The organism is Methylobacterium sp. Ger2507 (assembly GCF_055231875.1).
This window is the reverse complement of record NZ_JBUYVC010000001.1, coordinates 1,068,565-1,092,135: the sequence shown is the minus strand read 5'-3', so window position 1 is coordinate 1,092,135 and position 23,571 is coordinate 1,068,565. Positions and strand designations below refer to the sequence as shown.

Here is a 23,571-nt window from a genome sequence, read left to right as displayed (position 1 = left end):
AGGCTTGTCCTGCGGGGTTTGCCTGGAAAAACCAAAACTGTCCGGCCGTGAAACCTCAGCGCAGACGAGGCTGGACCTGCGGACCGGCCAGCGGCATGCGCCGGCTCAAACCCTTGTGAACATGCACCATCAGGGCGATGCCGAAGAGCGGCGTGAGCAGGTTGAGCACCGGCACCACCATGAGACCGGCGAGCAGCGCGCCGGCCAGGAGCGTGGTGCCGCCGTAGTGCCGGCGCATGGCTCCGGCCTCCGTCATCGGCCGGAAGCGCCCGGCGGCCAGCTCGAAATACTCGCGCGACAGCAGGTAGGCGTTGGCGCCGAAGAACGCCACGAGATTGACGCCGGGCACGAAGAACAGGATGAGCGCCACGAGGTTCACCAACAGGGCGAGGCCGGCGAAGCGCAGGGCGTAGAGCATCGCGGTCCCGAGCGGCAGGGCGATCCCGGGCGGGTCGGCGGGGAAGTCCGTGCGCTCGACGATCTCGGCCGCGTCGTCGAGGAAGTAGCCCGCCACCAGGATCGAGACCGCCGGCATGATGTAGGCGAGGCCCACGAACAGCCCCGCCCCGGCAAAGAACACCGCCAGGGTGTCGAGGAAGGGATAATCCACCGAGAGGTGGTGCTGCGACAGGAACCAGTTGATCGCCCGCGTCAGCCCGAACCAGACCAGGACGAGGATGCCCAGGGTGAGCCCGAGAGACTTCCACAGGATCGCGCGTAAGGGGGGTGAGAACACCTGCCGGATGGCGGCGAGGGCGGCGCGGAAGAGCATACCGGGATATCCTGTGGTCTCGTGTCCGTCAGGTTGGTCTGGTCCGGGCTGCGTCGCCCCCGCGCGCGCCGTCTCCGCCCGGTTCTGGCGATCGACGCCCGTCGACGCAAGGGCGCGCCACGCAGGAGCGAACCGCGCAGTGTCCCGCCGCCGCGTCCTCTGGTAGGCCCTCGCGCATCGCCGAGACAGGAACGAGACCGTCATCCATGAGGACGTCACGCCCCGCGCATGAAGGTCGCCGCCCGAGCCTCGCCCCGCGCCTGGCGCCCCTGCCACAGGACCCGGAGGTGATCGTCATCGGCGCGGGAGCCGCCGGCGTCGCGGCGGCCCGGAGCCTTCTGGCGCGCGGGGTTTCGGTGGCGGTGCTGGAGGCGCGAGACCGGGTCGGCGGCCGTCTGCTCACCGTGCCGCTGCGGGGGCACGCGGTCGATCTCGGAGGGCACTGGCTGCATGCGGGACCGATCAACCCGCTGGTGCAGCTCGGGACCGCACGGGGCGAGCCCCTGCGGGTGGCCGCGCAGGCGAGCCATCTCTGGGTCGGGCGCCGACGCGGGCGCCCGGCCGAGGCAGCGGCGCTCGGCCGGGCCTTCGCGGTGGCCGACCGGGCCATGAGCACCCAGGCCGCCTGGCAGGAGCCGGACCGGCCGGCCGCCACCGCCCTGCCGCCCGGGCTCGGGCCCTGGGGCCGGCGGGTGGAGCGGGTCCACGGCCTCGTCTCCGGACAAGCGCTGAGCCGCGTCTCGCTCCAGGACTTCCCCAGCATGGAGTACAGCGACAACCACTTCATCGCCGGCGGCTACGGCGGCTATCTCGCCCGCCTTGCGAACGGGCTGCCGGTCGCCCTGGAGACACCGGTGACTGGCATCGACTGGTCCGGCCCGGGCGTGCGGGTGGAGACGGGGTCCGGGCCCGTCACGGCGAAGGCCGTCATCGTCACGATTCCCACCATGGTGCTGCGGGCGGCCCCGCTCTTCACCCCGGCACTCCCTCCGGAGGTCGCGAACGCGATCGCGGGCTTCACCACCGGCATCTACGAGCACGCGGTGCTGCACTGGCCGTCCTGTCCGTTCCGGGGGGCGGACCGGCTCGCATCCCTTGTCGGCGGACGCGAGGCCAGTCCAGGCCTTCTCACCCGCATCGACGGCACGCCGTTCCACTTCTTCGAACTCGACGCGCCCATGGCCGCCGCCCTCGACGCGCGCCGGGCCGGGCCGGACGGCGTCCGCAGGCTGGTGCGCGCGACCTTGATGGCGCATTTCGGCGCTCGCGCCCTGCACGACCTGACCATCCCGGCCGTGAGCGAGTGGCGTCACGATCCCTGGGCGCGCGGCTCCTGGGCGGTGGTGCCGCCGGGCCATGCCGGCGCACGGGCGCTGCTGCAGGCGCCCGTGGCCGACCGGGTGTGGTTCGCCGGCGAGGCTCTGTCGCGCCTGCAATGGGGCACGGCGGGAGGCGCCTATGCCGAGGGTATGCGGACGGCCGAGGCCGTCGCGGACGCCGTGCGGAGATAGGCGCGGCTCAAGCGAGTGCCCGTCACGCGACGGCACGCTGGAACGGCACCGGGAGGCGCGGGAAGACCTCGCAGAACCGCACCGGCAGGGCGGTGATGAGGTGCGGGATTTCGGCCGCCGGCCGGGCGGGACTGAAGAGGAAGCCCTGGATGTCGTCGCAGCCGCTCGCCTTCAGCATCTGCGCCTGCTCCGCCGTCTCGACCCCCTCGGCGGTGACGGTGATCGAGAGCTTGCGCGCAAGCGCGAGGATCGCTTCGATGATCGCCAGACATTCGGGCCGGCTGTCCATGTCCTTGATGAAGGAGCGATCGATCTTGATCTTGTCGACGGGGAACCGGATCAGATAGCTCAACGACGAGTAGCCGGTGCCGAAATCGTCGAGCGCCACGCGGATATCGAGGGCGCGCAGGGCGTTCAGATTGGCGATGGTGGTTGCGTTCATCTCGAAGAACACGGACTCGGTAACCTCGATCTCCAGGCGCTTCGGTGGCAACCCGCTCGCTTCGAGCGCCTGTCTCACCTCCGCGATGAGGTCGCCGTTCCGGAACTGGATCGGCGAGAGGTTGACCGCGAGCCGGATGTCCTCCGGCCAGTGAGCAGCCTCCCGGCAGGCCTGCATCAGAACCCAGCGGCCGATCTGGCTGATCAGGCCCGAGGCTTCGGCGACGGGAAGAAAATCGGCCGGCGATACCGACTCGCCGGAGCTGCGCGTCCAGCGCAGCAGGGCCTCGAAGGTGTGAATCCGGCCGCCATCGAGGCTGACGAGCGGCTGGTAGTGCAGGGTGAACTCGCCTTGGGCCACCGCGCGCTTGAGATCCACCTCGATCTCGTGCCGCCGGCGCATCGAGGCTTCCAGGTCGGTCGAGAACACGCAGACATTACCCCGCCCCGTGGCCTTGGCGCGGTAGAGCGCGAGATCGGCCTTGCTGAGCAGTCCCTCCGGATTGTGCGCATCGCGCGGCGCCTGGGCGAGGCCGATGCTGGCACCGATCTCCACCTGAACGCCATTGAGGGTATAGGGCATGCTCAGCGCCCCGATGATTCGCTTCCCCAGGGTGATCAGGGCATCCTCGTCCACGCCGGCGAGGAGGATGGCGAACTCGTCGCCCCCGAGCCGTGAGACCTGCGCCCCGGGCGCGACTGTCCCGGTCAGGCGCTGCCCCACCTGGGCAAGCAGGGTATCGCCGAGGACATGGCCGAACGTGTCGTTGACGAACTTGAAGCCGTCGAGATCAACATAGAGCAGCGCACAGGCTTCGCCTGTGGTGCGCGCGCGGGCACAAAGTTGAGCCGCCATGTCCTGGAACAGGGTCCGGTTGGCAAGGCCCGTGAGTGGATCATAGCTCGCCAGGTAGGCGATGCGTGCTTCCGACTGATGCGTATCCGTAACGTCCGAGCCGACGCCCCGAAATCCCAGGAAGGTGTCGCCGTCGTCGAGGATGGGACGGCCGCTGATGCGCCACCAGCGCGTCAGGCCCCCGATCGTGACCTCGACCACGCGCTCGCGGAACGCCCTGCGCTCGGCCACGAGGGTGAGAACATCGGCGATCTCCTGAGTCATCGGGCGTGGATCACGCACGCCGAGGAACAGGGCCTCCAGCGGCGTTTCCCGCAGGAGTTGCGGCGGCTCCCCGGCCACTTCGCCGATGCGTTCGGACACGTGCTGAAGCCGGCCCTCGGCATCGGTCTCCCAGAGCCAGTCGCTGGTGCTCGCCTCGAAATCGTGAAGCAGCAGGCTGATCGTCTCGTTCTGCTCGCTGACCCGGACGCGATCGATGATCCGCTGTTCGGAGAGGCGGCCCATCCGCCCGGCGGTGAAGGCGACGAAGACCGAATAGATCCCCATCAGCATCGCCAGCCACCAGCTGGACACGGCTCCGTCCAGGATCAGGGCTGCGAGACTCCCCAAGGCGAGTGGAACGCAATAGACGAGGCCGAGGTGGGGCAGCGAGCCGAAGGTATAGGTGGTGGCCATCAGGCCGGCGCAGAGAGCCACCACGAAGATCCGGTCGGTGGTGCCCGGAGCCGGGAAGAGGGCCAGCGGCATGCTGCCCCAGGATAGCCCGAGAATCAGCGCGAACAGGACGGCGATCCGATGTCCGGCGACGATGTCGGCCACTTTGAGACGCTGCAGGCGGTAGCGCCAGGCTCCGATCGTCGCGAGGGTGACGGTGAGGACGACGCTGAAGAACAGGGTCGTCAGATAGACCTGGTGAGTCTCACTCCAGAACAGCACCAGGACGGCGCCGGCGATCACCGTATGGGTGAGGGCGAGATAAGGAGCGAATTGCAGCACCTCGTCGAGATGGCCGGCCCGCGCCTCCAGGTCGTAGCGATTCGTCAGGCCGGTCCTCCCCCGGAACACGGCGGGTCTCACTGCCGGCTCCGCGCCGGCAGGGGCCGGGGATCGGATACGATCGCTCACCGAGCGTCCCCGGGCCACATCCGGCAAACGCGGACCGCCGGCGGAGGCCGCAAGCGGTGCGGTGGGCAGGACGGGTCTGGCGCGAAAAAGGTCAGGCGCGCGTGGCATCAGACTCACGATCTTCGGCGATCCGCCGGCAGCGAAGGCTTACCGGATCGGGCTGTCCGAACGGAGGTCGGCGGCCCTCGGATGCGTGCTTCGTCCGCACATCACATCGTCCGGCCTCCAACGGGAAGGCGAGACCGAAGGCTATTCCCCATCATTTGATAAAAGCTTAATTACAGTCCGGGCTTTGACAACGCCTAGATTGCACCAACAAAGATCAGGACCCACCCTCTCTGGTCCATAATGATGCCCGTCTTAGATGAGAACTGATTTGGTTCAGCACAGAGGCCTTCGACAGTCCCAGCCAGGACCATCCTCGCTCACAGCAGGATATGGGGGCCGAGTTCCGCTGCCGGCAGCGGCTGCAGGAACGCCGCACCGATGCCCTCTCCGAAGCAGCGGGCGACCGTCGCAGGCGTCCGGCCGAGCGTGATCTGCGTGCCCGGCTCCAGGGGAACGTCGATCCTCACGGCAGCGCCCGAGGCCGAGACGTTGATCAGGCGACCGGGGATCTGCGTGCCGCACGCCATGGTCACGAGGATGTCCGGATGATCGGGCACGAAACGCGGATGCGCGCGCTGGGGCACGTCGTCACCGTTCTGGTCGGCGGCGAGCTCAAGAAGCCGTCGAACGATAACCGGGAGCGGTGCCTCGGCCCGGAGCACCCGGGTCACGAAGTGCTCCTTGCCGCATTCGATGACCTGGGCTTCGAGGGAGCCCGCGTGGCGAATGCTGCACGACAGGGTTTCACCCGGATCCGGCACGACCGAGGAGCGAAAACGCAGGCCGAGCACCGACACGTCGGCCGTGACCGCGTAAAAATCCGAGCGCTGACGGTTCCAACAGAGGGCGGGCAGGATCAGACGTGTCGATGATGATGTGATAGCTTCGCCCATGACCGTCCTGCAGTTGCAGGATCACTAAGACACCCGCCATCCGATAAACCTTTACGGCAACGCTGAGAATTTGACGGAATAACGGTTTCTTGCAGAGGAAATCAGGACCGTCGCGGCAGCCCCGCGGGCCAAGCGCGAACCGGTGCAAGAGCAGGCGACCCGCGACCCTTCGCCTACGAGCCTTGCTCCGCAAGCGTTGGCCCGCACCCTGGAGACGGGCTCTACCGGACGATCCGCCCCGCCTCAGCGCTGGCAATCGGTGCTGGACGGCAGGGTGTCGAGGCGCGTCAGGTCTCCGACCACGGCGAACTCGCCATAGTTGAGGCGCAGCGCGCCACTGACACCGTTCTCGTAGAGATCGAAGTTGAGGACGTAGATCGGCGTGCGCTCGCCCTGGCCCGGAACATAATAGCTCAGGGTCACGGGCCAGTGGGGCAGGGCTGCCATGGGACCGTCCTTGAGCGGCTTGTCGCGCTCCGCCGCCTTGTCGGTGGCCGCCGGGGCCAGACCCGGCCGGCCGATGACCGCGAGGGTGTCGTAGACCTTGCGCCCGTCATCGGAGCCGTCGAAGACCTTGACCGAGACGGTGGTCTGCCCGTCGCGCCCGGCCTGGATCAGACGGCGCATGTGCAACGTGGGAAACAGGACCTCGCCGGAGTCCTGGAACTGGTCGCGCTTGGGTTCCTTGAGCTTCACCTTCAGGCTGTCAGGCGTCGATTCAGCGGTGCCATCCACGGTCTGGCCCGGCGTTCCGTTGAGCACCGTGCTGGTCTTGAAGCGGTAGCTGTGGCCATCCCCGCTCTCAAAGGTGGTGTTGCGCAGATCGGAGGTCCGGCTGCCGGTCTCGCCGCTCTCCAGCACCGTCACCTGCCGGGTCTGCATCGTGTAGCCCTTGCAGGCGTCGCCGGTGAATTCAATGACGATGCGCCCGCGCGCGCTCTCCACCGCCCGGGTGCCGCTGCTCTCGGCGAGCGAGAGATCGTAGACGGCGCGGTGATTGGCGAGGGTGATCGGCGAGGCGGCCCCCGCCGCAGTGGCGAACAGGACAAGGCCGGCCGCGAGACCGGGACTCGCGACGCGCGCCATCACGGCTTCTGCACTCACGCTGGAACGACGCATGAACTCTCCTGACAGGGTCGGGCCGGGGGTGCGGACACCCGCCGGAGCCCCTGAGATAGGGCATCCCGCCCGCGCGAGCGAGGTTCGTTCGGGTACCGCTGCATTCGCCGCGCCGCAACGCGCGCCCTACCTATCCCCGGAGAAGAGGAAACCCGGAGCCCGACGCGCATCCGGGACGGAACCAACACCGGACGGGAGAGAGGATACGCCCATGGACGCCGATACCCTGCGCTCGCTCCAGGCCCCGATCAAGGACCGCTACCGCAACGCCCCCGGTTCCGCCGTCGTCACCCTGCGCGCCCGCGGCAGCCTCGACGATACGTCGATCGCCTGCAAGGTCGAGACCGGACGCGCCCTCGCGGTGGCGGGCCTGCACCCGGCCACCGGCGGTTCCGGCGCGGAACTCTGCTCCGGGGACATGCTGCTGGAGGCGCTGGTGGCCTGCGCCGGCGTCACCCTGAAGGCGGTGGCCACCGCGATCGGCGTGGAGCTTCGATCCGGCACCGTCAGCGCCGAGGGCGACCTCGACTTCCGCGGCACCCTGGGGGTCGACCGGGAGGCGCCCGTGGGCTTCCGGGCGATCCGGCTCGCCTTCGCCCTCGACACCGACGCCCCCCAGGACAAACTCGACCAGTTGCTCAAGCTGACCGAGCGCTACTGCGTCGTGTTCCAGACCCTGAATCACAAGCCGGATCTGGCGGTGGTCCTCGCGCAGGGCTGAGCCGCGCGTGACGTTTTCGCGCCCGGATGCGTGATCCCGGCGCCGTGATGATGTGTTCCCCACAGTATGATGATTTTCGAGTGGATCGTCGGCGTCCTGTTCGGCGCCGTGCTCCTGGCGGGCCTCGCCCGCCGGCTGGGTGCCCCCTACCCGGTGTTCCTGGCACTCGGCGGGATCGGCCTCGCCTTCGTTCCGGCGGTGCCGAACCTCGTGCTCGATCCGGAACTGGCTTTGGCCCTGTTCCTCGCTCCCGTCCTGCTGGATGCCGGCTACGACACGTCGGTCCGGGACCTGCGCACCCACTGGCGGCCGATCGCCGGCCTCGCCTTCGGAGCCGTGGTGGCGACGACGGCGGCCGTGGCCGTGGTGGTGAAGGGGCTCGTGCCCGACATGCCCTGGGCCGCCTGCATCGTGCTCGGCGCGGTGGTGGCGCCGCCGGACGCGGTGGCGGCTCTCTCGGTGCTGCGCCAGGTCTCCCTGCCGCACCGCCTCACCACGATCCTGCGCGGCGAGAGCCTGCTCAACGACGCCGGCTCGCTGCTGATCTACCGGCTCGGCGTCATGGCGGCCGTCACCGGCAGCTTCTCGCTGACGGAGACGGTGCCGATCCTCATCGGCGAGATCCTCGGCAGCCTCGTCATCGGCCCGGTGCTGGCGCTGATCTACAGTGCCGCCATGCGCCCGGTTGCCGACACGCCGAGCATCATCGTGCTGCAATTCGTGGCCGCCTTCGCGATCTGGATGGGCGCGGAGGCCTTCCATCTCTCCGGCGTGCTCACGGTGGTCACCTTCGCGATCACGGCCGCCCGGATCGCGCCCGGCCGCACCCCACCGCGCACCCGCATCGTCTCGTACGCGGTCTGGGACACGGCCGTGTTCGTGCTCAACGTCCTCGCCTTCGTGCTGATCGGACTGCAGATCGGGCCGATCCTCGAACGCCTGACCCGGGCGCAGCAGATCTCCTATGCCCTGGTCGGTGCGGCGGTGTTCCTCACGGTTGTGGTTGTCCGCCTGGCCTGGGTCCTGCCAGCGGCCCATCTCGCCCGTCTCAGTGCCGACGAGGCCGAGACCCGGGACCGCGGCCTCTCGGCCGGAATCGCCGTGTCCTGGGCGGGCATGCGCGGCATCGTCACCATCGCGACGGCGCTGGCCCTGCCCGAGGGCGCGCCGGCCTTCCCCTATCGCGACCTGATCGTGCTGACCGCCTTCTGCGTGATCATCGGCACCTTGACGATCCAGGGCCTGACCCTGCGGCTCCTGCTCAGCCGCCTCGGGCTCGAGGACAACGATCCCGTCGGCCGCGAGGTCGGGCACGGCCGCACGGAGGCTTTCCGGGCCGCCCTGAAGACCCTGGAGGATGCGGAGGATGCGCCCTCGCGGGCTCTGTGCGAGGAGTTCCGCATCGCCCTGGAGCAGGCCGAGGCGCGCGATACGGGCTTCGCCGCCGAAGCCCTGCCGGCCGATGCCGCCCGACGCCGCGCCATCGAGGCCGCCCGCGACCGGGTTCTGGCCCTGCGCCGCACCGGCGAGATCGGCGACGACGCCTATTATGTGCTGGAGGAGGAGTTCGACTGGGCCGAGCTGAACGCGACGCCCAGGGCCGAGACCTGAAACCCGAGACCGATTTCCCGCGGCAAGCTCAGGCCAGAGGCGCCATCCGGAGGGAGAAATGCGCGCCCTGCACGTCGGGGGCGACCGCGAGGGTGCCGCCCAGCTGGCGGGCCAGACTGTTGATGATGCGCATGCCGAGGCTGGCGCTGCGCGCGGCCGCCGGATCGAACCCCTCCGGCAGCCCGGCGCCGTCGTCCTCGACGGCGAGGATCAGGGTGCCGGCCGCGTCGGGCCGGGCCTCTACCCGAATCTCGCCCTCGCCATCCGGGTAGGCATACTTGATCGCGTTGGTGACGAGCTCGTTGACGAAGAGCCCGAGCGGGATCGCGAGATCGGCGGGAATGTTGACCCGGGCGGCACGACAGACCAGGCGATGGCGCGGAGCGCTCTCCTGCAGCTTGGCGCAGAGCGCTTCGAGGAAGCCCGCGACGTCGATCGCCTCCAGGCTCGGCTGGCGCCAGAGCTGATCGTGGACCTGGGCCACCGCCTCGACACGGGTCCGGGCATCGGCCAGGGCGTTCTTCACGTCGGCATTGTCGGAGCCGCGGGCCTGGAGCCCGAGGAAACCCGCCACCACCGCGAGGCTGTTCTTGACCCGGTGGCTCATCTCGCGGGACAGCAGCTCCTGCCGCTCCAGGGCCGCCTTCAGCCGCGCCTCGGCCCGCTGGCGCTCGATGGCACCGCCGACGAGGTTGGCGAAGCCCTGCATGAAGGCGATGTCCGCCTCCTCGAACTGGCCCTCGCGGGTGTCGTCCACCTCCAGCACACCGTAATTGCCGTCGCGGTTGGCGATCAGCACGTTGATGGCCCGGCGGATGCCGTGGTCGGCCATCAGCTTCGGAGTGCGGAAGCGGGTTTCGTTCTCGAGGTGGTTCGAGATCACGGGACGGCCCGTCTTGAGGGCGTAGCCCGCGGGCGAGGCGAGATCCGCCCCGATGATGGTGGTGCCGACCGCATCCGCCGCCCAGCCGATTCCGGCGCAGACGAGGAGGCAATCCTGATGCGGCTTGTATTCCAGGGCCTTGCAGAACTGCGCCTCCATCCCCTCGGCGCAGAGTTCGGTGGCGCGCTGGAGCAGCGGCAGCAATTCCGTGGCGCGCAGGGCCTCTACGCCGAAATCGGAGAGAATCGCCTGCTGCCGCAACCGGAACGCCAGGGCCTTGGGCGCCAGATCCGCACCTGCCGAATCCATACCTGCCGAATCCGCACTTGCCAGATCGGTCTCCGCCAGGGCGGTCTTCGCCGGCTCGGTCATCGCAACGATACGCTTCTCGGGTTCGGCACGGTCGGGTTGGTCGCCCCCTTGTGCGACACACCGCTTGAGGCCCGCAAGAGCATCCAGCAAGTCCCGACGCAGAGTTGATACCCCGCGCCGCTGGGCTCAGCCGAACGCCACTCAGATTTCGATCTCGGTGCCGACCTCCACGAGTTGGCGGGTCGGCACGCAGAAATGCGCCCCCGTGCGCTCAGCGTTGCGCAGCAGGAAGGCATAGATTTCCTCGCGCCAGGTCGCCATGCCGCGCTGGTCGCTCTTCGGGATGATGGTCTCGTGGCCGATGAAGATCGTCAGGTCGTCGAGACACTCGGGCGGCAGGCGCTTCGACTCGACCGCGCAGCGCAGGCCGTCGGGAACCGAGGCGTCCTCCATGAAGCCGTAGCGCAGGATCACCCGGGTGATGTCGGGCGTGATCGGGATGACCTCGGCGCGCCGGTCGCGGGCCACCGTAGGCTCCTCCTCGTAACGGGCGGTGACGATGAGGACGCGCTTGTGCAGGGCGTGACTGCGGGCGACGAAGCGGGACAGATGCAGCGGGATGGCGCTTGTGGCCGAGGACAGGAAGGCGGCATTGCCCGGCAGCACGATCGGCGGGTCGCGCCGGAGCTGTTCCAGGAACTCGGCCTCGGGCTGGCGCAGCGCGACCCGCGCGGCCTCGACGAGCTGGTTGCCCTTGCGCCAGGTCAGCATCAGGAACGCCACGAGCCCGGCCAGCATGAGGGGAAACCAGCCGCCCTCGAACAGCTTCACGCTGTTGGCGCCGAGGAACACAAGGTCGATGGCGAGGAAGAACCCGTTCACCGCCAGGACCGCCACGGGGTTGTAGCCCCATTTCAGGGCGACGAGAGCGGCCAGCAGCGTGGTGATCGCCATCAGGGAGGCCACCGCGATGCCGTAGGCCCCGGCGAGCGCATCCGATGAGCCGAAGATCAGGACAGCGCTCAGGGTGGCGGCGGCCAGCAGCCAGTTCACCATCGGTACGTAGATCTGCCCGCGCTCAAGCCGGGCAGTGTGGACCACCCGCATCGGCGGCAGGAAGCCGAGCTGGATCGATTGCTGGGTCAGCGAGAAGGCCCCCGAGATGATCGATTGCGAGGCGATCACGGTCGCCAGGGTCGCGAGGCCGATCAGCGGGTAATGCGCCCAGTCCGGGCTCAGACGATAGAACGGGTTCTCGATGGCGTCGGGCTCGACGAGCAGGAGCGCACCCTGCCCGAAATAATGGATCACGAGGGCCGGCAGAACGAGGCCGAACCAGGAGGCGCGGATCGGGCCGGCTCCGAAATGCCCGAGATCGGCATACATCGCCTCGCCGCCGGTGACGGCCAGGAAGGCGGCACCCAGCATGGCGAAGCTGACGTGCCAGCCCGCATGCGTCAGGAACTCGACAGCCTTCAACGGGTTGAGCGCGGCCAGAATCTGCGGCGCGTGCCAGATGCCCCCCAGACCCAGCAGCGCCAGCACGACAAACCACACGAGCATCACCGGCCCGAAGATGCGGCCGATGAAGGCCACGCCCCGGCTCTGGACCAGGAACAGGCCGACCAGGATCAGAACCGTGATCGGCACGACGAAGCGCGACAGGGCCGGCGCCTCGACCTTGAGGCCCTCCACCGCGCTGAGCACCGAGATCGCGGGCGTGATCGCGCCGTCGCCGTAGAGCAGCGCCGCGCCGATGAGGCCGACCACCAAGAGCACACCGGCCCAGGAGCCGGGCTTGGCGTTCCGGGCTCCGAGCAGCGCCAGCATGGCGACGATGCCGCCCTCGCCGCGATTGTCGGCGCGCAGGATCAGCACCGCGTACTTGATCGACACGATGAGGATCAGCGACCACAGGATCAGCGAGACGGCCCCCGTCACCGCGATCGGGGTCGGGGGCGCCCCGGCACTCGCGGCACGGACCGCCTCCTTGAAGGCGTAGAGGGGAGACGTGCCGATATCCCCGTAGACGATGCCGAGCGCCCCCAGCATCACCGCCGGGCGCAGGGCCGGTCGTCCCATCGGGGATTCCTCGTGGGCCACGGGCATGGTCTCCGGCAACGGCGAAGGTTCGCGCCGTCGCCCGCAGGTAGGGGCGGGTTTCCGTCCGACCAGGGGCCCGATCGGTCTCCGGCTTGAAGTGGGGACGGGCGCGTCACTCGATCCGCACCATCACGCTGTCGCTCGCACCCGTGGCATCCATCACCGAGATCCGCGCGAAGCCCGCCCCCTCCGGCTCCCAAGCCGATTGGCGCCGGGGGCCGCCCGCCACCGGCAGGCCGTCGATCATCCAGGTCAGGGGCGGCACGCCGCCGAGCGCCTTCAGGGCGAGGCTGGCTTTCTGGTCGGGACTCGCGAACGGAACGGAATCCGGCTCCGACAGGCCGAGATCGATGCGGGCGCCGTCCGGCGGGTAGGCGATCTGGAGGGCGGCGCCCCACGCGGCCGACAGGGTCTTGGGAATGTCGCGCCGGATGTGACGCAGGGGCGGCGGCAGGCCGGCGGTGGTGGTCACCAGCGCCTCGCGCGGCATCGGCACCGGGTCGGGTTCACCGCCGAAGCGCGCGAAGGCGTCGAACAGGATGGGGGCCGCCGCCACCCGGCCGACGAGGCCCGGCACGGCGTTGCCGTCGGGCCGTCCAACCCAGACCGCGATGGTCACGCGCCGGTCGAAGCCCACCGCCAGGGCGTCGCGGTAGCCGTAGGAGGTGCCGGTCTTGTAGGCGATCCGGTTCGGGAGAGCGTTCTCGGGCGGAGGCGCCCCCCGCAGGCTGTCGGCGACGTACCAGGCGGCGACGCCTTCCGTGATGCGGGCTTCGGCCGTCATCTCGACCGGCGCTTCGCCGAGGCGACGGGTCAGGTTCGGCACCAGTCCCTGCCGGGCGAGGCCGGAGAACAGGCGGGCGAGGTCGGTGAGCGTGATGCCGAGGCCGCCGAGCGCCACCGGCAGGCCCGGCGCGGTGTCGCGGGGCAGCTCGATGCGGGCGCCCGCCGCCCGCAGCCGCGCGATGAAGCGGGCCGGACCGACCACCTCCAGCAGATCCACCGCCGGTACGTTCAGGGAGAGCTGGAGGGCGCGCCGCGCCGTCACGGTGCCCTGGTAGCCGAGATCGAAGTTCTCGGGGGCGTAGCCGGTGAAGCGCACCGGGCGGTCGTCCAGCTGAGTTTCCGGGTGAGCAAGTCCCGTCTCGAAGGCGAGTGCGTAGATGAAGGGCTTGAGAGCCGACCCCGGCGAGCGGATCGCGCCGGTCATGTCGATGGCGCCGGACCGGCTGGCGTCGAGGTAGCCGGGGCTGCCGACCTGGGCGAGCACCGCGCCAGTGCGGTTGTCGAGGGCCAGGATCGCCGCCGAGATTCCCGGCCCGACGGCTGCGGCGCGCTCGGTCGCCAGGGTTTCCAGGCTGGCCTGAAGGCGTCCGTCCAGGGTGAGGCGGAGGACCCGCGCCGCCGGATCGGCGGCATGCGCCGCCTCGGCCGCGTGGGCCGCCAGCATCGGAAAGGATTTTCGCGAGGCCGGCACCGGCTCGGCGCGGGCGGCCTGCGCCTCCGCCGCCGTGATCACGCCCTGCGCCACCGCGATGGCGAGGACCCGGTCGCGGGCACGTCGGGCCGCCTGGGGAAAGCGGTCCGGCCGTCGCGCCTCCGGCGCCTGCGGCAGGGCAACGAGGAGCGCGCTTTCGGCGAAGGACAGCCGCGCCGGCTCGCGCCCGAAATACGCCAAGCTCGCCGCCCGCAGGCCCTCGACCGGACCGCCATAGGGGGCGAGCGCCAGGTAGAGATCGAGCACCCCGTCCTTGCCGAAGCGCCGCTCCAGCTGAACCGCCCGCACCATCTGGCGCAGCTTGGCGCGAAGCGATCGCTCGGAACGCGGCTCGACGAGGCGGGCCACCTGCATCGACAGGGTCGAGCCTCCCGAGACGATGCGCCCCGCCGTGAGCCATTGCCATGCCGCCCGGAGCGTGGCGGCCGGATCGATGCCGGGATGCGAGGCGAAGCGCCGGTCCTCGTAGGCGGTGAGCATGGCGAGGTAGCGCGGATCGATCTGGGGCGCCGTGACCGGCAGGCGCCAGCGCCCATCGGCGGTGGCGAAGGGGCGCAGGAGGCGTCCCTCCCGGTCGAGCACCACCGTGGAGCGGAGCTCGGCCTGGGTCAGGTCGAGGGGCGGGAGGGTTTCGATGAAGCGCCAGAAAGCGATCGCACAGAGGGCGATGACCGCACATGCCCCGAGCGCGACGATCAGAAGTCTCCTCCCCCCTCTGCGGGGGAGGATGTCTGCGGAGCTTGCGGAAGAGGGAGCGATCTCGCCCGATCCGGCGCTCCCCTCTCTCGACCCGCCTCGAGGGTGACCTCTCCCCGCAGAGGGGGAAGGGTCGATGCGGGCCTTCGGGACAGACGGACTTCGCACAGCCCTACTTCGTGCTCACCGTCATCGAACCGAACCCGGTGCGCCCGAAGCGCTCCGGCCGGTACATGTCCTCGATGGTGGCGGCCGGGTGGACGTAGGTGCCGGGCGAGACCGCCCGCACGGTGTAGGCCACCCGGAAGAAAGCCGATTGCTCGGGAGTCCGATCGTAGGCGGCCACGAAGCGGTCGTCGCGGAACTCGGTGTGGACCGGAGCCACATCCGACTTGGCGAAGGCGAGACCGGTGAGCGCGTCGGCATCGAGGAGCTTCGGGTTGTCGATCTCCAGGCCGGCGGGCAACCGGTCGACCAGGAGGAGGCGTCCGGCGCTGGCTTTGGCCTCGGTCACGGTGAGCACCACCACGAGGCGGTCGTTCTGGTGGATTCCCTGCGCGAGATCCACCGGGGACCCGTCGAGGCGGTGGTAGCGCCGCTCGATGGTGTAGCCCCGCGCCTCGGCCGGTTCCGGTGCGATCGGGTTGCCGCTGACGCCGATCACCGCCTGCACCGCCTGGGTGCCCGCATTGACGAGGGTGACGGGCTTTCCCTCCAGGGCGGCGGCGCGGTAGCTGCGCGCCAGGGCGCCGCTCGCCGGCTTGCCGTCCAGGGTGAAGCGGAGGTTGTCCGAGTCCGCGCTCAAGCCCTCGGCGGCCAGCACCATCCAGGCATCCTCCTGCGTGCTGGTCGGTCGTCCGGTCGCCCGCTCGGCCGAGATGATGGCACCGAGCGGCTGGACGCTGTCGCGGGCGAAGCCCGTCTCGGCGGCCAGCGCCAGCAGACCGGCGCTGTCGCGCAGGCGCGAGCCGTAATCCGGCCGGTAGGCCGAAATCGTGGACGCCGTCTCGCGGAAGCCGGCCATCGCCGAAGCGAAGGCTTTGGTGGCCCGGCCCCGATCGCCCAGCAACGCCAGGGCCGCCGCGATCTGTCCGCGCGCCAGGGGGGTCGCGAACGCGGCCAGCTTGGTGTCGGCGAGGTAGCGCAGGTCGCCCATCACCGGGCGGCCGTTGCGCGCCAGCACGTAGGCCGCATAAGCGATGTCCATGCCGCCGTCCCCGACCTCGGTGGTGTTGGCGACCGCGTTGCGCAGACGGTCGAGGGCGCTGGCGAAGGCGATCTGGGGCACGGCGAAACCGCGCTCCCGGGCCCGGGTCAGGAAGTCGGTGACGTAGGCGTTGAGCCAGGTGTCGCTGGCGCCATCCGTGGACCACAGGCCGAAATCACCGGCCGCGTTCTGGCGGGACAGCACGCGCTCGATCGCCTGGCGCACGCGCTCGTCGGCCTTGTCGAGGCCGAGTTGATCCTGACCGAGCGGATCTTGAGCCGCGAGGCGGTTGACGTAGAGCAGCGGCATCGCCCGGCTGACGGTCTGCTCGGAGCAGCCGTAGGGATAGCGGTCGAGCGCCTGGAGCAGGGCCGGCACGTCGATGCCGGCGAGGTTCGAGGCGGAGAGCGAGACCGTCCCGGTGCCGGGCAGGATGTCGGCGAGGAGTTCGTCGGAGATGCGCAGGGACGCGCCGGGTTCGAGAACCTGCACGGAGCGGCGGGCGAGCGCCCCCGTGCCGGGACCGATGGTCAGGGCAAAGCTCTGGCCGACGCCGGCGGGCAGGCCGGGACCGGAGAGCGTGAGGTCGATCCGCGACGGACCCGGTCCGGCGGCGGTGATGGGGATCACCAGGGAGCCCTTGGCGCCCGCCTCCAGCCGCAGGGTCTTGTGCATGGCCTCGGCGCCGACCAGCACGGAGCCGGTCAGGTCGAGGTCGACGGTGTAGTCGCCGGCCTGCCCTTCGACGTTGTCGATGGCGACGTGGAAGCGCGAGCGGTCGCCGACATTGAGGAAGCGCGGCAGGGTGCCGGTGACGACCACGGGATCGCGGATGATCACGTCGGCCTGGGCGGCACCCACCTTGGTCCGGCTCCAGGCGGTCACCATCACCCGGCCTGTGCCGTTGAAGGCCGGCAGGGGGAAGCTGACGCTGGCGCGGCCGTCGGGGCCGACCGTGAGGGGCCCGGAATAGAGCGCCAGCGGCGCCTGGGTCGGAGGAGCATCGGCGAGTTCGGCTGCAGCCCCGTCGCCGCCGGAGCGGATGGCGCCGAGCGTCCCCTGCATGCCGTCGATGAGGTATCCGTAGAGGTCGCGGATCTCGGGGCCGAGAGCCTTCTGGCCGAAGAAGTAGCCGAACGGGTTGGGCGCCTCGTAGCGGGTGAGATTGAGGATGCCGACATCGACGAGGGCCACGGTGACCCGGGCCTCCTCGCCGGCGTTCAGGCCTGCGAGCCGGATCGGCAGGGTCAGGATCTCGCGCGGGCGCACCTTCGCCGGTGCCTCGAGGGTGACGCCGAGGGTGCGGCTGTCCCGGTCGACCCCGAACCACGCGACGCCGAGCGCCCGGCCCGGCAGGCGCTTGGCCGCCTGGTCGAGGGGCCGGTAGGCGGTGGCGACGAGGTAGGCGCCGGACCCCCATTCCGCCTTGACGGGAATGTCCACGGTGGTGCCGGCAGCCGGCACGTCGACGGTGAGGAGCGCGTGCAGCTTGTCGCTGACGACGGCGAGGGTCGCCTGTCCCCTGAACGTCGGTTGCAGGCGGGCGTGGAGCGTCTCGCCGGTGGCATAGGCCGCCTTGTCGAGGCGCAGATCGAGGAGGTCCGGCACATCCGCCGTCTCGCCCCCGCTCCAGCCCACCGTGAAGGTCACGCTCGCGGTGGCGGCGGGCCGGCCGGGGACGCTCGCCTCCAGCCGGTAGGTGCCGTAGCTCACCGTGGCGCTGACGCGGCCCGGTGCGTCGGGGATGAGGTCGAGGCGGCCATCGGCGACGCGGCGGGTGCTGGTCACCGGCTCGAAGGACCAGCGCCCGCCCTCGCGGTACCATTGATAGCTCTTCTCGACGCGCTGGAGCGTCCAGGCCACGTTCTTCTGCGTCAGGCGCTGCCCGTCGGGAGCGGCCATGACCACGTCGAACCCGGCGACGCCACCCTCGGTCAGGTCGCCGGAGAAGCCCTTCCGAATGGCGAGGACCGGCGCGTCAGGCAGGATCGGCAGGGTCAGGCTGCGGCTGAAGGCCCGGCCGCCCGGCTCACCGATCTGCAGGGTGATTCTCGCCTCCACGGGGCGCGGGGCGGCCAGGGCCTGGACCGGCACCACGAGCCGGGCCTTGCCGGCTGCATCGGTGGTGGCACGGGCATCGATCTCGGCCGAGGAGGCCTCCACGCGCTCGTCGTCGAGGCCGACCGAGAAGCCCTCCAGGCCCTTGATCCCGCTGGTCGCCGCCTGCTGGACCAGAACGGTGCCGGAGACCTCCAGCCCGGCGCCCGGGGCGCCGTAAAGGTAGCGCGCCGCTACGTCGATGGTGGCGGGGGCGCCCCTGGTCAGGGCGGGCGTCGCACTCGACAGCGTCACGTCGAGGCGTTCGGGGACATAATCCTCCACCAGGAAGCTCGCCTCCCCGATGGCAGGCGCCTTGGGGTCGGTATAGGCCGCCACCCGCCAGGTGCCGTGCTGCGCGCCGGCCAGGAGGGGCAGCGCCAGGGCGCGGCCGCCCAGGCCCGCATCCGCCACCTGGGCGCGCCGGTACTCGACGCCATCGGGACGCCTGATCACCAGCGTGAGCGGAATTTCCGGCACGGCGGCTCCCTGCGCGTCGCGCAGAAGACCGGTGAGGTTCACGGTCTCGCCCGAGCGATAGACCCCGCGCTCGGGAAACACATAGGCCTCGACGGCGCCGGGCTGCGGGCGTCCCTTCACGCCGCGATCCGTGAGGTCGAAGGCCGACTGGTTGAGGTCGAGGAAGCCGTAATCGTCGCCGATCTGCGCCACCACGAGGCCCGGGCTGATCCCGCCCTCCCCGCGCGCGAGGCCCGGCGCGAAGGCGACGTGCCCCTGCCGGTCGGTCTTGGCGACCGCCAGGACCTCGTTGTTGCGCGCCACCAGCCGGATTTCGGCGCCGGCCACCACGTCGGCCGAGGCCAGCGAGCGGGCAAAGACGTGGACGCCGTCGCGGCCCTTGAAGGCAGTGAGTCCGAGATCCGAGACCACGAACCATTGTGTCGCCTGCTGCTCGTAGCCGCCCTCCTCGTCGTTGGACGCCGTGGTGCCAGCGGGCTGGGCCAGCATGATGTAGATGCCGGGTTCCAGCTTGCCGACCGCCTGCAGCACCGGGAAAGCGGTGACGGCCTCCTGGTTCAGCTCCGCCTTGGCCGTCTCGAGGACGCCTTTCCAGACGCGCTGGCCCTTCTGGTCGGCGATGGTCCGCGCCGTGGCCCCGTTGAGTTGCGACAGGAAGTCCTCGGCCCGCAACGACGGCAGCAGCCCCCGGTCGCCGACCCGCAGCACCTCCACGTCGATCTTGGCCGCGTTGACCGAGACCAGGGGCACGCCGGCCTGACCGGTGCGGGGCAGGACGTAGTTGCGTCCGGTGAAGCGGACCTGAGGCGAGCGGTCCCGGACATAAACCTCGTAATCAGCGGCCTTGAGCAGGGTCTCTCCAACGCTGGAAGGGAGCCCGGAGCGCACCACGAAGGCATAGCGCTCGCCGTGCTTGAGCCCATCGACGCAGACCTGCTGGCCGGTGCCGGTGACGGCGGCGTTGGCCGCGCCCGAGACGGCGATGAAGGGTGTGAAGTCGGTCTTTGGCGCCAAGCCTTCCGAGAACTGGAAGCAGACCCGCGGCGCGGCCGCATCCGAATCGACGGTGTAGTTGAGGATGCGGAAGCCGTGCTCGACGCGAAGGCCCTCGTAGATCTCGCGCACCTCCGCGGCGTCGGCGAGCGCCAGGCTGGCACGGTAGGCCTCGAGCGATGGGCGCCACTCCGATTCGGCGGCGTAAACCTCGCCGAGGGTCGCGAGCGCCTCGGCTTCGGCCGCCGCGCTGCTCGCCCGCAGGTAGCCCTGGTAGGCGGCGGCCCGCGCGTTGCGGCGCAGGCGCAGGCGGCTCGCGTAGTCACCGGTCCGCTCGTCGTTGCCGACCGCGCTCGCGGCGCGCGCATAGGTGAGCCAATTTGCCGATTCACCAGGTTCGAGGGCCACCGCGCGCGCGAGAGGCTTCAGGGCCTCCGCCGGCTTCTCGGCCTCGATCAGGGTCTCGCCCTCAGTGCGGGCCTTCACCGCGGACTTGGTGTCCGGCCGGGGATATCCTGCCTCGCTCGTCAGGGTCGATTCGAGGCGGACGCCGTCGCTGGCGAGGTCGTCGCGCTGAAAACCCTTGGCCAGCGGAGCCCGGGGAAGGACCTTGGCTGCGGTGCGCGCCGTCGATCCCTGCCCTTGACCAGGGACTTGCACCTGGACTTGAGCCTGGGCGGGCAGCGCCAGCAGCCCGGCAAGGGCAAGCACCGGCACGAGGCCCGAGATCCCGACCACAGATCGGGGCGAGCGCCCGTATCCGGATGATCCCGCCATGTTTCCACCCCGTTCGCCGGAGGCCGGTACGTCGCACCGGTCCCGGGCGGAACCGTAGCACTTCGCGCATCGGCCGCAACGGCCTGGAATTCGAGCGCGGCCTCTGCCACACCGGATGGGTTCTCATCGGGAAGACGCGACCCGGCCATGATGCGACGCGATCCGACCATCCGGGACGGAACCGGATGGGTGATGACCCTGACGGCAGCCCTGGCCTCCGTCCAGATGGCTCTGGCTCAGACGCCGCCGGCCCCGGCGCCCGCCCGGGTGAAGCCGAGCGCGCCCGCGCCCGATCCCGCCTTCGAGGCGGCGCGGACCGCGTTCGAGGCTCTGCCGGAGGCCGAGCGCAAGGGTCTGCAGGACGCGCTGGTCTGGACCGGCGACTACAACAGCGTGGTCAACGGCACGTTCGGGCGGCGCAGCTACGAGGCGTTCCTGGCCTACGCGAAGCGGAGCGGCGGGACCGGATTGCCGGATGCGACCGGACGCGCCGCCCTGCTCAAGGAGGGGGCTGCGGCGCGCGCGGCCGTCCGCTTCGTCGTGAAGTCGGATCCCGTCAGCGGCGTCGTGCTCGGCGTGCCCGAGCGCATCCTGCCGAAGCGGACGCCGCAATCCGGGGGCACCCGCTGGCAGAGTGCCGACTGGCGCATCACGCTGGAGACGAAGTCCTACCCGGCCGGCGAGACCGGGCTGGAAGCGGTCTTCGCCCGCATCACTGCGCCGAGTGCGGACCGGCGGATCACCTACAAGCTCCTGCGGCCCGACTTCCTGGTGGTGACCGCCGAAACCGGGACCGGCAGATCCTACATCCGTTATGCCGCCGGCGAAGCGGGCCTGCGCGGCTTCACTCTGGGCTACGACAAGGCCCTGTTCGGGGAGGTCGATCGCCTCTCCATCGCCATCGCCAACAGCTTCGTGCCCTTCCCGGATGTGACTCCCGCCTCGGCACCCGCTCCGGCCGAGACGGTCGTTGCGTCACCCAGCCCGCCCCCCGCGCTGGGCAGCCGGAGGGTTCCGGCCGCGACGGGCCTCGTCGTGGCGCCCGGACGGGTCCTCACCAGCGCGGCGGCGCTGGAGGGTTGCGGGGCGCCGATGATCGCGGGCCTGCCGACGCGGCCGAGCCCCGGCGGCACGGCCGATCTCATGATTCTGGAAACGGGTCCGCTCCCCGGGCGGGCGGCGCTCGCTCCGAGCGTGCACACGGGTGCCATGGCCGACGGTGAAGGGTTGGTGGCGCTGGTGTTCGATGCCGAGGGGGGCGTCCTGGTGGCCCCGGGCCGCTCCGGGCCGGGCGGCGGCCGGATCTCCGCGCCGCTGCAGCCCGGCTCCGGGGGCGCGCCGGTCCTGGATCATGCGGGCGCGCTCACCGGGCTCGTCGCGACGGTTCCGAAACAGCCCCGCCTCATCGCCGGAATCATGCCGCCTGCAAGCTACGGGCTCGTGCGGGGCGACGCGCTTGCGGCCTTCCTCGGCGCCGCGGGGGTGCGGACCGCACCGGCGTCGAAGGCGGCCGGCACGCTTGGCGAAGCCGTCGCGGCCCTGGCGGGCGCGATGGTGGCCATCACGTGCCAGCCGTGAGCGGGATTCTCAGAGTCGTCCGGTCACGAGCAGCACGATCAAGATGATGATGAGCAGACCGCCGAGTCCGAAGCTCGGTCCACGGTAAGCGCCGCCGCCGAGGAAGTTGCCGCCGCCGAGAACGATCAGGATCAGGACGATAAGCAGAATGGTGGTCAGGGTCATGGATGGGAACTCCGTCACGCGCCCAACCGGAATTGCTTGAGCTTGACCGTACAAACGTCGCCGTAGCGATTCCGTTCAACGCGCACAGCGGCATATTCCTCGAAACGCAAGGTTTTTTGCCGGCGTGGAAGTCAGGCCTGCCAATCCGGGAGCGGAGCGGATGAAGCGCTCAGCCAATCCGGGACCGGAAGACCGCGCTCGGCCAGAAAAGCGGGATTGAACAGCTTGGAGGCGTAGCGTGCGGCGCCGTCGCACAGGATCGTCACGATGGTGTGGCCCGGCCCAAGCGCCCGGGCCATCCGGATCGCCCCGGCGACGTTGATGCCCGACGATCCGCCAAGACTCAGGCCCTCCTCCCGCATCAGCCGGAAGACGATGTCGAGGGCCTCGCCGTCGGGGATGCGGAAGCACAGGTCCGGCGTGAAGCCTTCGAGATTGCGGGTGATTCGGCCCTGGCCGATCCCCTCCGTGATCGAGGAGCCCTCGGCCTTGAGGGTGCCGGTGGTGTAGTGGGCGTAGAGGGCAGAACCATCCGGATCGGCAAGACCGATCCGCACACCCGGCATGCCGCTCCCCGTGGCCTTGGCCGCGCGCAGGGCCTGCGCGGTTCCCGCAAGGGTACCGCCGGTGCCGGCCGCACAGATGAAGCCGTCAACGGAGCCGCCGGTCGCCGCGAGAATCTCCGGACCCGTCGTCTCCACGTGGGCCTGCCGGTTGGCGAGGTTGTCGAACTGATCGGCGAAGAAAGCGCCGCCCGGTTCGGTCTCGGCCAAGCGCTCGGCCAGCCTGCGTGCGGCATGGACGTAGTTGTTCGGGTTCGCGAACGGCACCGCCGGCACCTCGACGAGACGGGCACCCGCGAGGCGCAGCGTCTCCTTCTTCTCGGCCGATTGCGTCTCGGGAATCACGATGACCGTGCGGTAGCCACGCACCGCGGCAACCAGCGCCAGGCCGATGCCGGTGTTCCCGGCCGTGCCCTCCACGATGGTTCCACCCGGGCGGATGAGCCCTCGTGCCTCGGCATCACGCACGATCGAGAGCGCTGCCCGATCCTTCACCGACAGGCCGGGATTGAGGAATTCGGCCTTGCCCAGGATGGTGCATCCGGTCTCGTCGGAGGCGCGCGCGAGGCGAATCAGCGGTGTGGCGCCGATGGCCGAGAGGATGTCGGGCGAGGAACGGTCGGACTGCAGGGCCATGCACGGGACTCCGAGGAAGAAGGCGGACCCGATGCGTCTCAGGCGGCCAGCGCCCGGTTCACCGTGGAGCGCAGGTCGGCCAGGGAGAACGGCTTCGTGAGCACGTCGGTCACGATGGCGTCGAGCCCGCGCGCACGCTCGCGCTGGTCGGCAAAGCCGGTCATCAGCAGGATGGTCAGGTCGGGAAAGTCGCGCTTGGCGGCCAGGGCCAGGGCGATGCCATCCATCAGCGGCATGCGGATGTCGGTGAGCATAAGGTCGAACGCGCCGTCCGCCTCGGTCAGCCGATCGAGTCCGTCGCTGCCGTCGGAGGCCGTGACAACGGCATGGCCGTCGATCTCGAGGCCCCGCTTGAGGAAACCCCGTACCGTCTCTTCGTCATCCACCAGGAGGATGCGGGCCATCGCGCGTCTATGTCTCTCT

At 70.2% G+C, this 23,571-nt stretch carries 15 protein-coding genes; 4 read left to right on the top strand and 11 right to left on the bottom strand.

From position 1 onward, the window contains the following. Positions 1-55: 55 nt before the first annotated feature. Positions 56-772, bottom strand: a complete 717-nt coding sequence (locus ACV7NL_RS05050; protein ID WP_056187918.1) for a sulfate transporter family protein — start codon at positions 770-772, stop codon at positions 56-58. 206 nt (positions 773-978) lie between these two features. On the opposite strand from ACV7NL_RS05050, the gene ACV7NL_RS05045 reads away from it, so the two are divergent. Continuing rightward, positions 979-2,283, top strand: coding sequence for a flavin monoamine oxidase family protein (locus ACV7NL_RS05045; RefSeq protein WP_463355092.1), 1,305 nt, complete (start codon positions 979-981; stop codon positions 2,281-2,283). A gap of 22 nt (positions 2,284-2,305) precedes the next feature. On the opposite strand, the gene ACV7NL_RS05040 is transcribed toward ACV7NL_RS05045, so the two are convergent. The 3 genes from ACV7NL_RS05040 to ACV7NL_RS05030 form a co-directional block, all read right to left on the bottom strand. Beyond that, entirely contained in the window at positions 2,306-4,660 is a 2,355-nt protein-coding gene (locus tag ACV7NL_RS05040) for a putative bifunctional diguanylate cyclase/phosphodiesterase (protein WP_463355091.1), read from the bottom strand. Positions 4,661-5,133: 473 nt separating this feature from the next. Beyond that, complete coding sequence (locus tag ACV7NL_RS05035; RefSeq protein ID WP_056187908.1) at positions 5,134-5,709, bottom strand: PilZ domain-containing protein; 576 nt, start codon at positions 5,707-5,709, stop codon at positions 5,134-5,136. Between the two features lie 243 nt (positions 5,710-5,952). Next, the gene (locus ACV7NL_RS05030; protein WP_056485869.1) at positions 5,953-6,795 is read right to left on the bottom strand and encodes a cell envelope integrity EipB family protein; all 843 of its coding nucleotides are present in this window, start codon (positions 6,793-6,795) and stop codon (positions 5,953-5,955) included. Positions 6,796-7,039: 244 nt separating this feature from the next. Here ACV7NL_RS05030 and ACV7NL_RS05025 point away from each other — a divergent pair, with 244 nt between their 5' ends. After that, on the top strand, positions 7,040-7,549 hold the full coding sequence (locus tag ACV7NL_RS05025) for an OsmC family protein (protein WP_056187905.1): 510 nt from the start codon (positions 7,040-7,042) through the stop codon (positions 7,547-7,549). A gap of 66 nt (positions 7,550-7,615) precedes the next feature. Beyond that, a complete protein-coding gene (locus ACV7NL_RS05020) occupies positions 7,616-9,160 on the top strand; it encodes a cation:proton antiporter (protein ID WP_463355090.1) in 1,545 nt (514 codons plus the stop codon). Positions 9,161-9,188: 28 nt separating this feature from the next. On the opposite strand, the gene ACV7NL_RS05015 is transcribed toward ACV7NL_RS05020, so the two are convergent. From ACV7NL_RS05015 to ACV7NL_RS05000, 4 genes are all read right to left on the bottom strand, one after another. Further along, the gene (locus ACV7NL_RS05015) at positions 9,189-10,352 is read right to left on the bottom strand and encodes a sensor histidine kinase (protein ID WP_463357057.1); all 1,164 of its coding nucleotides are present in this window, start codon (positions 10,350-10,352) and stop codon (positions 9,189-9,191) included. Between the two features lie 204 nt (positions 10,353-10,556). Continuing rightward, entirely contained in the window at positions 10,557-12,464 is a 1,908-nt protein-coding gene (locus tag ACV7NL_RS05010) for a potassium transporter Kup (RefSeq protein ID WP_463355089.1), read from the bottom strand. Between the two features lie 106 nt (positions 12,465-12,570). Then, positions 12,571-14,715, bottom strand: a complete 2,145-nt coding sequence (gene pbpC / locus ACV7NL_RS05005) for a penicillin-binding protein 1C (RefSeq protein ID WP_463357056.1) — start codon at positions 14,713-14,715, stop codon at positions 12,571-12,573. 109 nt (positions 14,716-14,824) lie between these two features. Further along, positions 14,825-20,206 (bottom strand): alpha-2-macroglobulin family protein, encoded by a 5,382-nt coding sequence (locus tag ACV7NL_RS05000; RefSeq protein WP_463355088.1) that lies wholly within the window; start codon positions 20,204-20,206, stop codon positions 14,825-14,827. Positions 20,207-20,353: 147 nt separating this feature from the next. On the opposite strand from ACV7NL_RS05000, the gene ACV7NL_RS04995 reads away from it, so the two are divergent. Beyond that, the gene (locus tag ACV7NL_RS04995) at positions 20,354-21,784 is read left to right on the top strand and encodes a serine protease (protein ID WP_463355087.1); all 1,431 of its coding nucleotides are present in this window, start codon (positions 20,354-20,356) and stop codon (positions 21,782-21,784) included. Positions 21,785-21,793: 9 nt separating this feature from the next. On the opposite strand, the gene ACV7NL_RS04990 is transcribed toward ACV7NL_RS04995, so the two are convergent. The 3 genes from ACV7NL_RS04990 to ACV7NL_RS04980 all read right to left on the bottom strand — a co-directional run bounded on the left by ACV7NL_RS04990 (position 21,794) and on the right by ACV7NL_RS04980 (position 23,552). Continuing rightward, positions 21,794-21,949: a DUF3309 domain-containing protein gene (locus ACV7NL_RS04990; RefSeq protein ID WP_156376221.1), complete on the bottom strand. Its 156-nt coding sequence runs from the start codon at positions 21,947-21,949 to the stop codon at positions 21,794-21,796. A 131-nt stretch (positions 21,950-22,080) separates the two neighbouring features. After that, a complete protein-coding gene (locus ACV7NL_RS04985; protein ID WP_463355086.1) occupies positions 22,081-23,148 on the bottom strand; it encodes a cysteine synthase A in 1,068 nt (355 codons plus the stop codon). Positions 23,149-23,186: 38 nt separating this feature from the next. Beyond that, positions 23,187-23,552, bottom strand: a complete 366-nt coding sequence (locus tag ACV7NL_RS04980; protein ID WP_056187890.1) for a response regulator — start codon at positions 23,550-23,552, stop codon at positions 23,187-23,189. Between the last annotated feature and the right edge of the window lie 19 nt (positions 23,553-23,571).

Excerpts from the sequence above, each read along its gene's own strand:
- ACV7NL_RS05050 (WP_056187918.1), bottom strand. The coding sequence starts at position 772 with ATGCTCTTCCGCGCCGCCCTCGCCGCCATCCGGCAGGTGTTCTCACCC.
- ACV7NL_RS05045 (WP_463355092.1), top strand. The coding sequence starts at position 979 with ATGAGGACGTCACGCCCCGCGCATGAAGGTCGCCGCCCGAGCCTCGCC.
- ACV7NL_RS05035 (WP_056187908.1), bottom strand. The coding sequence starts at position 5,709 with ATGGGCGAAGCTATCACATCATCATCGACACGTCTGATCCTGCCCGCC.
- ACV7NL_RS05030 (WP_056485869.1), bottom strand. The coding sequence starts at position 6,795 with ATGGCGCGCGTCGCGAGTCCCGGTCTCGCGGCCGGCCTTGTCCTGTTC.
- ACV7NL_RS05025 (WP_056187905.1), top strand. The coding sequence starts at position 7,040 with ATGGACGCCGATACCCTGCGCTCGCTCCAGGCCCCGATCAAGGACCGC.
- ACV7NL_RS05020 (WP_463355090.1), top strand. The coding sequence starts at position 7,616 with ATGATGATTTTCGAGTGGATCGTCGGCGTCCTGTTCGGCGCCGTGCTC.
- ACV7NL_RS05015 (WP_463357057.1), bottom strand. The coding sequence starts at position 10,352 with ATGGATTCGGCAGGTGCGGATCTGGCGCCCAAGGCCCTGGCGTTCCGG.
- ACV7NL_RS05010 (WP_463355089.1), bottom strand. The coding sequence starts at position 12,464 with ATGCCCGTGGCCCACGAGGAATCCCCGATGGGACGACCGGCCCTGCGC.
- ACV7NL_RS05000 (WP_463355088.1), bottom strand. The coding sequence starts at position 20,206 with ATGGCGGGATCATCCGGATACGGGCGCTCGCCCCGATCTGTGGTCGGG.
- ACV7NL_RS04995 (WP_463355087.1), top strand. The coding sequence starts at position 20,354 with ATGATGCGACGCGATCCGACCATCCGGGACGGAACCGGATGGGTGATG.
- ACV7NL_RS04990 (WP_156376221.1), bottom strand. The coding sequence starts at position 21,949 with ATGACCCTGACCACCATTCTGCTTATCGTCCTGATCCTGATCGTTCTC.
- ACV7NL_RS04985 (WP_463355086.1), bottom strand. The coding sequence starts at position 23,148 with ATGGCCCTGCAGTCCGACCGTTCCTCGCCCGACATCCTCTCGGCCATC.
- ACV7NL_RS04980 (WP_056187890.1), bottom strand. The coding sequence starts at position 23,552 with ATGGCCCGCATCCTCCTGGTGGATGACGAAGAGACGGTACGGGGTTTC.